Origin of the sequence: Moritella sp. 36 (assembly GCF_018219415.1) — a bacterium.
Classification (GTDB): domain Bacteria; phylum Pseudomonadota; class Gammaproteobacteria; order Enterobacterales; family Moritellaceae; genus Moritella.
Genome location: NZ_CP056120.1, coordinates 2124159 through 2138402, shown reverse-complemented (window position 1 = coordinate 2138402; position 14244 = coordinate 2124159). Strand labels below are relative to the sequence as shown.

The 14244-nt window shown below is 40.4% G+C and carries 12 protein-coding genes; all 12 read right to left on the bottom strand.

Going from position 1 to position 14244, the window contains the following annotated elements; translation table 11 throughout:
- The 12 genes from HWV03_RS09660 to HWV03_RS09605 all read right to left on the bottom strand — a co-directional run bounded on the left by HWV03_RS09660 (position 1) and on the right by HWV03_RS09605 (position 14078).
- Positions 1-1035 carry an efflux RND transporter periplasmic adaptor subunit gene (locus HWV03_RS09660; RefSeq protein ID WP_211679504.1) on the bottom strand — a complete coding sequence of 345 codons (1035 nt, stop codon included), beginning with the start codon at positions 1033-1035 and terminating at the stop codon, positions 1-3.
- A gap of 396 nt (positions 1036-1431) precedes the next feature.
- A complete protein-coding gene (locus tag HWV03_RS09655; RefSeq protein ID WP_211679503.1) occupies positions 1432-1815 on the bottom strand; it encodes a type II secretion system protein in 384 nt (127 codons plus the stop codon).
- A complete protein-coding gene (locus HWV03_RS22750; protein ID WP_211679502.1) occupies positions 1812-1967 on the bottom strand; it encodes a type II secretion system protein in 156 nt (51 codons plus the stop codon). Before HWV03_RS22750 ends, HWV03_RS09655 begins: the two co-directional genes overlap by 4 nt.
- 77 nt (positions 1968-2044) lie before the next feature.
- Entirely contained in the window at positions 2045-2500 is a 456-nt protein-coding gene (locus HWV03_RS09645) for a GNAT family N-acetyltransferase (protein ID WP_211679501.1), read from the bottom strand.
- Between the two features lie 217 nt (positions 2501-2717).
- On the bottom strand, positions 2718-4841 hold the full coding sequence (locus tag HWV03_RS09640) for a TonB-dependent siderophore receptor (RefSeq protein ID WP_211679500.1): 2124 nt from the start codon (positions 4839-4841) through the stop codon (positions 2718-2720).
- Between the two features lie 114 nt (positions 4842-4955).
- Complete coding sequence (locus tag HWV03_RS09635) at positions 4956-5894, bottom strand: AraC family transcriptional regulator (RefSeq protein WP_211679499.1); 939 nt, start codon at positions 5892-5894, stop codon at positions 4956-4958.
- Positions 5895-6151: 257 nt separating this feature from the next.
- Complete coding sequence (locus HWV03_RS09630; protein WP_211679498.1) at positions 6152-9253, bottom strand: hypothetical protein; 3102 nt, start codon at positions 9251-9253, stop codon at positions 6152-6154.
- Positions 9254-9478: 225 nt separating this feature from the next.
- Positions 9479-9715: a hypothetical protein gene (locus HWV03_RS09625; RefSeq protein WP_211675169.1), complete on the bottom strand. Its 237-nt coding sequence runs from the start codon at positions 9713-9715 to the stop codon at positions 9479-9481.
- Positions 9716-9906: 191 nt separating this feature from the next.
- Positions 9907-10206 carry a helix-turn-helix transcriptional regulator gene (locus HWV03_RS09620; protein WP_211679497.1) on the bottom strand — a complete coding sequence of 100 codons (300 nt, stop codon included), beginning with the start codon at positions 10204-10206 and terminating at the stop codon, positions 9907-9909.
- Positions 10207-10385: 179 nt separating this feature from the next.
- Entirely contained in the window at positions 10386-11951 is a 1566-nt protein-coding gene (gene amaB / locus HWV03_RS09615) for an L-piperidine-6-carboxylate dehydrogenase (protein ID WP_211679496.1), read from the bottom strand.
- A gap of 22 nt (positions 11952-11973) precedes the next feature.
- Positions 11974-13071 (bottom strand): saccharopine dehydrogenase family protein, encoded by a 1098-nt coding sequence (locus HWV03_RS09610; RefSeq protein WP_211679495.1) that lies wholly within the window; start codon positions 13069-13071, stop codon positions 11974-11976.
- Between the two features lie 143 nt (positions 13072-13214).
- Positions 13215-14078: a DUF1338 domain-containing protein gene (locus tag HWV03_RS09605; RefSeq protein WP_211679494.1), complete on the bottom strand. Its 864-nt coding sequence runs from the start codon at positions 14076-14078 to the stop codon at positions 13215-13217.
- Between the last annotated feature and the right edge of the window lie 166 nt (positions 14079-14244).

Here is a 14244-nt window from a genome sequence, read left to right as displayed (position 1 = left end):
TTACAGTCCTCGTTCCTTGACCCACGGTCTCACTTTCTGACCTTCGCGCAATTGATTTACACCCGAGATCGCAACGTTATCACCATCGTTCAATCCCTTCGTAACACGCCTATTTTCATCTAATTCGATTTCACGCTTGTGCACAATACCTTGATCATCAACCTGCCATACAAAATATGAACCTCCCTTTTTCATTAACGCTTGTGGTGAAATAGTACCAACACTGCCTTTTGGAAGCGCAATCCGGACTGAACCAGCCATCCCAGGTAAAATATTCTTGCCTTCAGGACGATCCATAAACAAGGTTACTTTATAACTGGAATTTGTTGCATTGGCTTCGGTATCAATTTCTTTAAATTGAGCAGGAAATGCTTCGCCTGGGATAGTGTCGAAAATAACGGTAGGGTTACGACTATATTCATTATTGAAACGCGTAAGTAGTTGTTCAGGCAATTGGAATGTTACATTGATAATACCCGCACGCTGAATATGCATAACAGGTTCTTTCGCCATTACATATTCATGATTTTCCTTTAAAGATAAGGATAATGTACCATCATAAGGGGCTATTAAGGTCGCATAACCGAGGTTGGATTCTTGTTTGCTTAACGCGGCTTGCGCTTGGTTGCGCTTTGCCTTAGAGGTATCGTATGCTAATTCAGAAACAACATTCGTTTTACGCAATTTAGCATCACGTTTAAACTGTACCGAAGCCAATTCATAATTTGCCTGGGCCTGTTCGACTTGTAATAAAAACTCATCTTGGTTCAAACTAGCAAGCTTTTGCCCTTTCACAACGTTGTCGCCGGGGTTGGCATCGACCGAGGATAAAAGACCTGAAACACGGAATGCAAGTACCGCTTTGTCGTCGGCTTCAACCACACCAGGAAAGGTACGAAATGTATCTTTAATACCGACATCAACCGCTTGTAACTTAACAGGCCGGGAGTCTGGTTCAGGTATAACAACCTGTTCCTCACTGCAGCCAGATAATAGCAAACTGGTAATAATTGTAGTTGCTAAAATTCCCTTCATATACTACCTCCAATAAGACACTAACACTTACGTTTTTCAAGTAACGTTAAAACAAGGCAAGCCGTCACAATAAACTCTTACTCAATAATAGCCTTGTAAATAGTATTTACAACGGCTTATCTACTATATGCATATATCAAGCGTATAAAATCACGTCGATTAATAAAATGCTTAATACAGACAATGGAAACCATTAAATGATTCAAAAAATACCTCAATGTTAAACAGTGTGTGCAAATAACGTACACTAATGACAACTCAAAATGAACAAATTTGGATTATCGTTACTCACTTGCAGTATTTTACTCGCAGGCTGCAATGACAGTAACAAGCTCTTTCACCGGGCGATGATCAGTTGGAGGTATTTGATGGGGACAATGGGCGAGGAAGAATAAGCTAACAACCCGAATCTTCGAAACCAATCACAGGCTGAGAACCTTCAATTTCTAAATTAGCGTAGTAGGCAAAGCAACTTCCAAGTACATGTCCATTTGGCCAAAAGAAAACAACATGCCCAGATGTAACAGCATCAATAACCGGTTCATTCGTATAACTGCGATTACCAAGAATACAAAATTCAGAGTTATCACAAGGTACGGTTAACCAACTTGGCGTCCAAGTTGAACTCGGTAAATCCATATTCAACAAATAGCGCATCTGTCTTGCATCTGGCTTAGGATTACCTGCCACTAATGTGACCGTATTACCATTATAATCGACACTCGTTTCTGAACCGTCAATTTCTTTACGAACATTGACCAAGCCTATTGCCGCTTTCAACGTCGCACTGGCGCACTGGCGCTCTGCACAACGGCACTCGTTGCATCGTGCTTCATATTAATAAATTTAGGGATCACTGTCGCGGCTAGAACACCTAAAACGATGATCACTATTACTAATTCAATTAATGTAAAACCGTTATTGTTTTTCATAACATCAACTCATTCTAGCTTGATCGGAAACACGATATAAATATAGTGTTAGTACTCTAACTTGTTAACAAAATAAATCAATACTCTAATTCCATTGGCATATCTTTAATACCTGCTCTTTCCCGAACGCCACTCACAGGCACAAAGCCAAATTTTAGATATACGTCTGTCGCATTTAAGGCTGAATTAACCGTAAACTTACCTTCATTACCATTAGCCAAACATACATCTCTCGCCAGTTCCCATAATGTTCTTGATAACCCTTTTCCCTGCTGCGAGTCTGCAATAAATAAATGATATAAATGCGCGTTTTCTTTCATTCCGACAACACCAATTAATTCGCTATTTAACTCAGCAACATGATAAACATAGCCTGCATCTAAATAGTTAGATATACAATTTGGCGCCATAGAATTAAGAATTAACAGCCCGCCCTCTTTGCTACAAGTAGGTAAAATGTATTTAATGACAAGTGGCGTGATTAACTGGCTGATCGCTTCAACATCATCTAATTCGGCTTTTCTTATTATCATTAAATATCCTTAGCGTGTAGGTTTGTCTATATCTAACCTACACACTAAGGAGTTGTTATTCAACACATAATCCTAGGTGCTTAATCGATCTTTAATCAATAAGAAAATAAAATAACTCCCTCCGATAAGATAAACCAGAATACCAACAGCCAACAGCCAACTGAGCTGGATACTATTTATTAATCGCAACTGGCCCTATTGAAAACAAAATTAACGATTAAAAGTTGAATTTCACGTTAGCTGTAATATCACGTTCAGCACCAAACCAGCAATTGTTCGTGTCATAACAAGAATAATAGTCAGTTCCAAACAAGTTACTCGCCACCACAGAAATACTTGAACCATCTAAACTGTCGCTTAAATAAGACAGGTCATAAGAAACTGACAGATCAACTAATGTGTAATCAGGGACTTGATCGCTATTCAGTGCATCAATCTGTGCTTCACCCACATAACGGATACCCGTACCGATAGTCGTGCCTGCAGCCATTCCGTTATAAAGATAATAATTTAACCACACATTAGCAGCATGTTTCGGTACCCAAATCGGCGTTTTACCTTTCAACCCAGTATTATCCTCAGTCACTTTCATGTCCATATAGGTATAACTCGCCGCAAGATCCATATTGTCGGTTAGCATTGTATTCGCTTCAACCTCGACACCTCTAGACTGAGTTTCACCCGTTTGAACTTTATCGTATGGGGTACCTGTCGGATCACGCGTTAAATCATTCTCCTTGGTAATGTTAAACAGTGAAACAACAAACGTTGTACTCATATCTGCAGATTCATACTTCAGACCCGCTTCCCACTGTTCACCCGTCGACGGCACAAAAGCATTCCCGTGACGATCTTTCCCCACTACAGGCTCAAAGCTCTGTGCATAGCTAACATAAGGTGCTAAGCCATTATCAAAGCTATATAAACCACCTAAACGGAAAGCAAAGTTATCTTGTTTAATGGCTGCTGCAGTATCAACCCCTGAAGCATGGTCTGTTGATGTTTGTTCATATTCATCATAACGACCACCAGCAATGACAACCAAATTACCTAATACCAGCTGATCTTGTAGATAAAGTCCGACTTGATTACTTTCTAGATCAAAATCTGTGGTGTAGGTGAAATTAAGCGAGCTGCCGTCAATTTGTTGATGATTAGGGTTAAACACATCAATCGATGGCGCACTGGCATCTTTATAAATAATACGCGAATCAAGTTGCTGATAATCAAACCCTAATAGCACGTTATGTTCGAGTACGCCGGTATTGAAACGACCTGAAATTTGATTGTCGATAACAAAGCTTTGTGATTTTTCATCCGTAAGATACGCATTACGGCCAACGGTACGCATATCGCTCTGCAGCGCACCGTTATAGGTATTTTCTTGGTAAGCATCCGCATCCATGTAACGCGCATTCATCAAGAAGGCCCAGCGATTATTAAATTCATGGTTAATTTTATAACCGAGCATTAATACTTCACGCTCGTAAGTATTCCAGTTTTCATCACCTGTGAAAGTACTCGAATCAAGTTGCCCGTTAGGATTTGATAAAACACTCCCCGCCCCAGGTACTGACGTGTAAATACCTGCTGATGGATCATTTTGGTAATAAACATTAAGATTAACGAGTGTCTTATCGGATACCTGCCAATCTAAGGACGGGGCAAAAACATAACGTTCTTCTTCAGAGGTATCAGCTTGTCCGTCTTTCTTACGCGCTAAAGCAACGACACGATAAGACAGGTTTGAATCAGCTATCTGACCAGTAGAATCAATAGAAAACTCTTTGTGGTCATGGCTACCACCAGTTATCGTCACATCGGTACTTTGTTCTTGCTGTGGTGATTTAGCAATAAGATTGACCATACCGCCCGGTGGGATATTGCCATACAAAACAGAGGTTGGTCCCTTAAACACTTCGACTTGTTCAAGTGCAATTGAATCAATTTGTGGCTGTAGGTTCCAGCTATTAAACATCAGCGGCAAACCATCATAAAAATTCTGATAGTTAATAAAACCACGAATATTAAATAAATCTAATCGAGAAACTGCGCCGCCCCTTAGTTCAGTATTCACAGCGGGTACGTAACGTAGTGCTTCAGCAACCGACTTAACTCCTCGTAAGTCTAACGTATCTCTATCAACATCAGAGATTGCTTGAGGTGTATCCATAGGCGCTAGGGCTGTTTTTGTCGCTGTATTTCGATAAGCTTTACCAAAGACAGTCATTTGCTCTCCAGTATTATCGCGACTAGACTGCTCGGCAAAAGCTGAACTCGATAACGCGCAAATAATGGAAAACGCCACTGGGGATAATATACGGGCAGGTTGGTGCTTCATTAGGTCTCCAAACTTTAATTTATGCAAATGATAATTATTATCGTTTGCATTGTATAGAGAGATTTAGAGAAAAAATTAACAATTTGGTGCAATAATTAAAAAATTCAAATTATTTTAGCTTCTAGCTTCGATTGGTAACCAGTATTCCATATAAGAAGATGAGTCCTCAGGGTCATAATTTACCGGATAGATCTCTAATTCATAACCATCAACACTGTCATAATTTGAATCAGGTATCCAATGTGAAAACAACCAAGCAAGTACTTGTTCTAATTGTTTAATCGGACCTGTAAATGGAATAACGGCATACTCTTGTGCAGGTACATCTATAGTATCTAGTGACGTGATACCGAGTAAAGCACCCGCAGTGCTGCCCGCCCAATAAGGGATCGCATCTATATCATCATTGGCTTTAATCACTCCGATAACACCAATCAACTCTATATCCGAAGCCAGTGATGAGCTTTCACTCAATACGGACTGCATTTCAGCTTCAGGCAAGTTTTCAACAAATTCAGACCAAATGAGCGGGACTTGCTGTTGATAATTAGGTGTTAATGAAAACAATCCTGAAATAATGCCAGATGTGCAGTGAAGCGTAAATTCAGGGCGGGTTTCAATACGAATTTGTAATAATCTAGCCTTCAAATCAAAACTATCTAACACTCGAGAACAGAGTTTAATTGGGGTGCGTAAGCCAAGGCGTTTACCACGTCGTCGATACGCCATTGGTGAATACGAAAACATATTTTTAAACGTACGACTAAAGCTAACTTCAGAGCTAAAACCTAACGCCAACGCGATATCAACAATCCGAGTTTTACTGCCTAATAATTGCTCTGCCGCTAAACTCAGCTTCAGCTCTCGCACATACTGTGCAAGATTCAGTCCCGTTTCAAGATGAAATACACGCTGTAATTGCCAACGAGACCAGCAACTTTTATCCGCTAGTTGTTCAACTGATAACGGTTGATCTATATTTTCATTGATAAAATCCAACAACTTTCCGATGCGAGTAAAACGGCTAACTTGTTTTTGGTTTTCTTTTTGCATCGTACGCACAATACCTTTGGTAAATAACCGAGGAGAATAAGAGAATTCAGATAATCCATTATAAGAATAATTCTCATTTGTGCAATAAAGCGGAAGGATAAATGGTGATTGATACACGCATTAAAATAGATACACTAAAATGGGATATAAATACCGTACGCTCAAAACTTAACAAAGCGTACGGTAAATTAAGAGAACTAACTATCAAAGTTAATGCTGCATACACAAGTATCCTTTTCTGTATAAACATACATACTTTAGTCACTCTTAGTCAGTTTAACATTAACCACACTCCACTCGTGGAGTTTCGACGCAGGCTCTGTCGCACCTGTACACGTTGAGGTGTCGGTATGATAACAACCACCATAAGGTGTCGGCATAAACAGATGATCGGAATGGCGGTAAACTACAAAAGGCGTCACTACTTCCCAGTCTCCAGAGGTGAGAGCGTCAGTATTAAAAGGTATAAATGTAAGGTAACGGCTAGTCTCCGAACCAAAAGAAGGAGAACAACTAATGTCTTTATCCATTGACACAGCTTTTGCCGAACCATCCATAATACTTTCTCGAGAATACTCCAAACTGCAACCATCAAAACGTTGGACATAGAACAGCACTTGTTTAATATTGTCGCTACTGACTTCCTCTCCGACCGGTTTCATATTAATGAACAGATTAAGCCCTTTGCCTAATTTACTTAACTGGTCAGTTGCCGCTTTAGCGGTTCCTACTCCAGCAAAACTAACTCTAGTATTTTTCAAATATTTAAAAGAGGGGCCGTTGAGACGACTGCTGTAAAACGTTACAGTTGTCATATGGAAATCTACTCGTGAAACACTCACATCCAAATCAGCCTCACCTGGCGGTTTGATATTAACCCATTTAATGGCATCGTCCTCAAGGGCCTTGTAGTTTTGGCTTGCTGCTTCACTGATATTTACTACTAGTTCTCCCCCTTTTTCTAATCCACCAGCATAATTCAACAGGGTCAATTCACCTGTATTTGGATCGACTTTTGCCCAGATACTCCCTTGGTTACTCAAAGAAAAAACACGATTACCAATCGCTGCTGGTATATCCTGATTCAAATTGTATTTTTTCAATGGCCTATAGGTGAGATTAACTGTTGATGTTTCGATACCAGGGTGGGGAGCCTTTTCTACATTCCCATTAAAAATAATCTTAGTTTTCTTGTAGTTACGAGACCAGGCTGTAACGTTCAGACTGTACTGCCCAGCACCTTTAATTTTCAGCTCGCCAGTACTCTTCTTAACTAGCTCTACCGTTTGATAGCCACCAGTTAACACGAAAGACATATTCATGCCCTTCACATTATTGTCAACCTTGGGCAAGAAGCTCTTATTCGCGCTAAACACTTCTGCTAGATATTTAATCTCTAGTAGGTTATCAGCTTTTTCAATTGTGACGTTGAAAAAGGCAACGGCACCCTTCTGCTGCTCGGAGCCACTATCTGTGACTTGGATCGTTGCAGTACCCGCATTGAGCACTTTCATCTGACCACTAGATCCGACATCATCTAATCCAACAACGTCTTCCGCTGATCCTTTTGCAAATTCAAACAAAAGTGGACGGGTAACAATACCGCTAATTACCGGCATTGCTACAAACGCCTGACTCACATCGTAGACAGCAGTAACATCATTAGCCGTAAGAGTTCCATCTATTTTCTTGACGATCACAGGCAGGTTTACAGACTTAGACTGCTTATAGTTTACACTCACTTTACTATAGACAGTTAGTGTTGTGGACCCCGCCTTAAGCACATTGATACAACCCGATTCTTTATTATACTTAGCAACATTAGAATTGAGGTTTGTTGTTACCGTAAGCTCGCCTTTGTTACCTTTTACATAATCACTAATAGGAAAACAACGTTGTGCATAATCGGTAGTCAGTGAAGTCACCTTAAGCGCAGGATGCTCACCAGGAGTAATATCTAAAACGAGTTGTACAGTGTTAGAGTCAAAATAAAGATCATTACCGAGATCCTTGACGGAAAGTTCAATTTTCCCTGCCCTTTTGACCGTAATTGTCTCACCAGAAATCGATACCGCTGAAGAATCGCCAGTGATTTTCAGACTCCCCTTCTGTCCGACAATATCCAGATTAATTTTTAATCCATCGGCATAACTATGTTTAATTTCAGTACTTAACTTAAGTCCGGGATGTACAGCTTTAGTAATGTTATAGATAAATTCATTATTTGAACTTTCATAATTCGAATTGCTATCATCGATGACACTCAGATTGGTGGTACCTACGCCGATTATCTGCGGGTAACCCAATGTTTCGTTGATTTCAATAGCGTCGCTGTCACCTTTAACCCTATAACGTGGATGACCAACTTCATGCCTGACATCCGGCGTAATAATTTGCCCCTCGGAATAGGGAAACTCCTGATTTTCAACACTAACAGTCTGACGCTTTCCCTTCAAAATGTTGACATGAAAATAAACCATTTCAGGGTCTGTATTATATATATCGTCATAAATAACCGTAACTTCAACAGTTGCTTTTCCAACTTTTAGGGCCGTGATCAACCCGCTATGCTTGTCGATATCAATCACGTCTTTATGGCTACTAGAAGCCACTTTATAATTATATTGGACATCATCACTACTCATGCATTCAGCCGAGAAGGTATGTCCTTCAGAATATGGAACACCTGTGAAATTACTACATTGAGGTTTACCTGGAGTTAACGCCTTAATCTGAACATCAACACGAACGCTCGCAGCCGCATATTTTTCATTACCAGCATCTTCAATGATAACAATTGCGTCTCCCACACTCAGGGGCTCAAGTTTGCCACTTTCAGAATTGATATTGAGTCTGCTGAGGCTTTCATCAGCAACACTATAAGTCACTTTCCCTTTATAATTTTCAGCCTTAACGAAGTCATCGTTACTATTGACAGATATATGTTTAGGATCAGCACTCAATTTAGAGTTAATCCCCTTATTGATAGTAATAATAAAACGGTCATCTGAGTTTTTATACACCGTGCTGCTATCGGTTACTTCAACAGTGAGTACTCCCGGAGAGAACACAGTGATTTGACCGTTCGGATCAATAGACGCCATATTTTCAGGGATGCTGTCAATGACACTATAAGTAAGTGAGCCCATGACGTTTTCGATATGCGGGTGAATGATCATCCCATCATCATAGTTTTTTGTAGTATCTTCAGCTTCGAGTGCGTGGCGTTGAAGTTGATCAGGTTTTTTAGGAGATGAAGAACTTTCCTCACCCCCACTGTGACAACCAGATAATATAATCGCAGCCAGCGCAACAGCTAAATAAGGAATCATCGAGGTGAGTTTTTTATGCATTATCATACACAGACCCTAGTAATAGCGCTCCGTGCTAAATAAGTTGAACCATCTTACAGACATTAAAAGTATAGACATAACAAACACCACATCAAGTATTTTATCGCAACAGTTTATTTCGTAAAATCAATCATAGCCGATACGCACCAGTAATATGTTAACTCAGCAATAACTATTACTCATTTAGATAATAAGGTCGATCAATTATCATCCCTATTTATGCACTTTCTATTATGTATCGTTTTCATTTTTATGTTCAGCACCCGCTTTAGCGCGATCTAATATCTTAAAGGTTTCTCGAATAATAGCCTCAACATGGGATCTACTTTGAATTTTTTTAGGTAATGCAGCACGGTCTGCTTCAACACCTTCAATAAGGTTATTGATTAACCCTTGATTGTCCTCTTCGAGTCTCTGGATTATCATCGTTATCAAATATGAGCACGCATCTGCTTTGGGGTTCTTCATACATAGCCCTTTTTAACTTTAAGCTGGAAAATTAGAAACATAATTCGATATACAGTCTAAATGAAACAACCGCACCTGCCCAAGCATACCATGTAAAAACAATAACTTAACACACTTTGGATTTACGTATTTAATCTGATATATAAACGCATAAAATCATGAATTATCAGCATTAAAAAATATGTAAAACCTTAAACCGTAATATATTCTAATGGTGATTTACCCATTATTTTACGAAAGGCTGCGATGAAAGCACTCGGTGTGCTATATCCTAATTCTAGTGCGATGTATGTTACCGATTTTCCATCGTGTAATTGCTCAATGGCATAAAATAACTTTACTCGCATACGCCATTCTGTAAATGTCATACCGAGCTCTTTCTGGAACATTCTTGCTAATGTCCTTGGACTAACATGAATCGCCTTAGCCCATTGTTCAATAGTGCCTGTATTACTTGGTTCTTTAGTCAATGAAAATAGAATATCATTCAATTTATCTCTATTTGACCATGGTAATGATAATAAAATATTCAGATAAGGAATAAACAATGCGGGATCAATATATAAATTGGATATATCTAAAGCACTTGGGGAAACTAATTCATGGGTGACATTCAGAGGACGCTAGCATACTTGCTAGGGTGGAAGCCCACCCTCAGTATAAGTATGGCCTAATCACCTTTTGGCATATCGAAACTAATACCTTGCGCCAAGGGTAACTCACAGCCGTAATTAATGGTATTAGTGGTGCGACGCATGTAACTCTTCCATGCATCGGAACCACTTTCTCGACCGCCCCCCGTATCTTTCTCGCCGCCAAACGCACCGCCTATTTCCGCACCAGATGTACCAATATTAACATTCACAAGCCCACAATCAGAACCTCTTGCACTCATAAAAATTTCGGCTTCAGCCATGTCTTTAGTGAAGATAGCGGAAGATAAGCCCTGACTTACGCTATTTTGAATAACAATAGCTTGCTCAAGTGAATCATAGCTGTGCACATAAAGTAAGGGTGCAAATGTTTCTTGCTGAACAATCTCTGCCGTCGGTTCAATATCAATAATGGCAGGCCTAATATAAAAGCCGCATCCTTTTGTACCTTTGCCCTTTGAGTACTCCCCTTCATCGCCACCCGTAATGAGTATCCCTCCTTGCTCAATGCCCGTACAAATACTTGCTTTCATCGCATCAATGGATTTCTGGTTAATCAAGGGGCCCATTAAATTATGTTCATCAAAGGGGTCGCCAATACTCACTGTTTTATAAATCGCTTCAAGCTTGCTTAGTACTTGATGTTTAAGGCTACTATGCACAATCAACCTGCGCAACGTTGTACAGCGCTGCCCGCTCGTGCCCAATGCTGAAAACGTGATAGCCCGAATAGCTAACTCAAGATCCGCACTCGGACACACAATCATGGCGTTATTACCGCCAAGCTCTAGTAGTGTACGCCCCATTCTCGCAGCGACACGGCAATTAACCGCTCGCCCCATGGCGCATGAGCCTGTCGCTGATACCAAGGCAATATCCTTATGATCAACCAATTGTTCAACCTGCGTTTTCTCACCGAACACGATACTACTAAGTTCCTTGTGCCCCCCAAATTGTTTAATGGCTGACAATAATAATTGGTGGCAAGCTAACGCACTGAGTGGGGTTTGACTTGATGGTTTCCAAATAATGCTATTACCACAAATCAAACTCAATGTGGCATTCCAAGCCCATACCGCCATGGGAAAATTAAACGCAGTAATGATCACAACAGGGCCAAGAGGATGCCATTGCTCCATCATTCTATGATTAGGTCTTTCGGTCGCAATGGTTAATCCATAAAGCTGTCGTGATAGACCAACAGCGAAATCACACACATCAATCAGTTCTTGCACTTCCCCTAGGCTTTCTTGAAATGGCTTACCCGATTCAAGGCTAATCATGGTGGCTAATTGATGCTTTGCTGCCCGCGCTTTTTCGGCAAACAGTCGCACTAATTCACCACGCTGTGGAGCTGGGACACTACGCCAATGATAAAATTCGGTTTTAGCACTGCTAATGACCTGTTTGATCACATCGGGTTCTGCGTGACTTATTGAAGCAAATGATTGACCATCATTAGGGCTAACGACCTTCACACGGCTATCACTATCAAAACGTTGACCACCAAGATAAGCACTACCGTAGCACTTATCGTGAGCATAAAAACGACCAAGTACTGTTTTCAAAATTGCCTCATGCATGTGATTCTCCTCGTCATTACCGTTAAATACTTAATTCCGCGTCTCGATAAGCTTTCGCAAACTCATTGCCCAAAAAGTCTTCAATGTCTAACGTCTCTTGTTCAACGAAACCCTGTCTTGGTTCACTACTATTTAAAATTAAATCCACCGTGGTCACTGCAGCGCTGGCTGTCGATATTTGGATCGCACTTTGCTCTGCTGTGTGTCGAAGTAAAAATGTACGACTACACTGTCTTAATTTTTCGTCGACATAACCAGTCGCTACCACAGAGATCAGTACTAGATCTTGCATTGTAGTCGCGACAGAACTTTCAAATATCTCCATTAACATGTCTCGACGTTTACCCTCCTCCCCTAACCGTAAGTCATGAAATAAGAACTTCATCAGCTTACAATGCCCAGGGTAGCGGATTGTTTTATAAGTTAATTCTCGCAGTTGACCGTCTAAGGTATAACAAAGGTTTGCCAACCCTCCGGAAGTATTAAACGCTTCATATTCAACACCTGAGATAGAAAATACCTCTCTGCCTTCTAACGGTTCTGTTAATGTCGGAATATGATTTTTGATGGATTCACAGGGATTTGCATATTCGTTAATTAACCCTTCTGTTGACCACGTCAGGTTATACATCATTTGATTGGATGGATATTCAGGTAAGGCACCTACGCGTAATTTCAGACTATCTAGACGGTCAAAATTATGTCTAAAACTGTAACCCAAAATACCAATAAAACCCGGTGCTAAACCACATTGAGGCATGAATACCTGCCCCGGCGCTGCGGCTAATGCAATCTCTTTAATCGCTTGTGTACAACGTACATCTTCGGTTAAATCAAAGTAGCTACAACCATTGGCTAAGGCTGCCTGTGCAACGTAAGGATTATCATTGAATGATAGCGCTGAAATAACCGCGTTTTGCCCTGCAAGAATGTCATTATAATCGCGTATTTCAGAGGATGTTTTTGATAATAATTTAGTGGGGAATTGATGACTAAAACGAGCCACGGCATTCGGGTTTATATCTGCCCCTGTGACCTCATAATCGTCATGACTATGTAAAATTTGGGCAATTGCACCACCAATACGTCCAAGCCCTAAAACAACAATTCGTTTTGCCATTTCTAACTCCCTATGACTGACCTCTTATTGATAAATTAGTACAGTCTTATCCGTGTTCCATTTTTACTGATTCAACCTCGTTACCGATGAAATTACTTTTCTGATAAAGCAAGGCTACGAATAAATAAGTACGCTGTTCACGCCTAACTTTTATCATCGGAGGTACCACTGCTAAGTATCGATTTCATATTCGTCGATTCAAATATTTTATCTGCACTCATTGGTACAAACCCTTGGTATAAGTCGCCATTTTCTTGGTTAAAGCGCTGTGCAAATTCGTAATAACAACTACTTATTACTTGCTCTCCCGCATCTTTAAAATCAACCATGCAAGTATCAGCCATGGTTGATGCTTGAATTAATAAATCCGATGGCGTGCCTTTGATCAAGCCACCAGCATCATTAAGTTGATAACCTTCTTGCTGTAATAACGCCACGACTTGTGACAATTCAGGGGAACTTTTTAAGTGATTTACAAATAGAGTGAAATGGTTAGCACGTAACCCCCAGACAGATAACCAAGCGGCATATTCCGATTCCGCCAATAAGGTTTGATAGTCTGCATAACTGGGTAACAGCCACAACCGGCCTGCACTTAATAATGGGCTGAGCCCCTTGCTCGATTGCTCAAGTAAAGGGGACTTTAATGTCGCTTTTACCTGTTCGATAATGTCTTGAATAATGGCCTGAGAAGTCTCGGATAAAGACTGCCAACGCAGTTCACTAATGAATATTTTGGTCGGTGACTTGTCATGCACATAACAACGAGCATCTAACTTTTTAACGTCGAACTGGTATGAGTCAAGGTGCCGATAACCGAGTGCTAATATCTCATATTCTAATATATCTATGCCGATATGCGAATCGGCGAAGGTACGGAAAGCAACATGATCATTCACTAACTCTTCACCTCGACTTTCAAACAACTGATGTATATCGACGGCTTGTGGGCTTATGACGCTGTACTGCTGCCAGAGTTTGGTAAAAAATGCATCTAAAACAGACATGGGTTATCCCCTTAATTGCATTACCGTTATGAGAGGTGGTGTAATACTAAGATAGGTGATGAAGTCAGCTTTAGCTAGCAAGCAAGACGAGGTAAGAAACCTAGGAAGGGCTATGAACTTATTCTACGAATAAACAGTCTACAACGAAAAGTAGACTGTATTCGCT

Bases quoted from the DNA above. Each gene is read 5' to 3' on its own strand.
- HWV03_RS09660 (WP_211679504.1), bottom strand. From the start codon at position 1,035: ATGAAGGGAATTTTAGCAACTACAATTATTACCAGTTTGCTATTATCT.
- HWV03_RS22750 (WP_211679502.1), bottom strand. From the start codon at position 1,967: ATGAAAAACAATAACGGTTTTACATTAATTGAATTAGTAATAGTGATC.
- HWV03_RS09645 (WP_211679501.1), bottom strand. From the start codon at position 2,500: ATGATAATAAGAAAAGCCGAATTAGATGATGTTGAAGCGATCAGCCAG.
- HWV03_RS09640 (WP_211679500.1), bottom strand. From the start codon at position 4,841: ATGAAGCACCAACCTGCCCGTATATTATCCCCAGTGGCGTTTTCCATT.
- HWV03_RS09635 (WP_211679499.1), bottom strand. From the start codon at position 5,894: ATGCAAAAAGAAAACCAAAAACAAGTTAGCCGTTTTACTCGCATCGGA.
- HWV03_RS09630 (WP_211679498.1), bottom strand. From the start codon at position 9,253: ATGATAATGCATAAAAAACTCACCTCGATGATTCCTTATTTAGCTGTT.
- HWV03_RS09625 (WP_211675169.1), bottom strand. From the start codon at position 9,715: ATGAAGAACCCCAAAGCAGATGCGTGCTCATATTTGATAACGATGATA.
- amaB (WP_211679496.1), bottom strand. From the start codon at position 11,951: ATGCATGAGGCAATTTTGAAAACAGTACTTGGTCGTTTTTATGCTCAC.
- HWV03_RS09610 (WP_211679495.1), bottom strand. From the start codon at position 13,071: ATGGCAAAACGAATTGTTGTTTTAGGGCTTGGACGTATTGGTGGTGCA.
- HWV03_RS09605 (WP_211679494.1), bottom strand. From the start codon at position 14,078: ATGTCTGTTTTAGATGCATTTTTTACCAAACTCTGGCAGCAGTACAGC.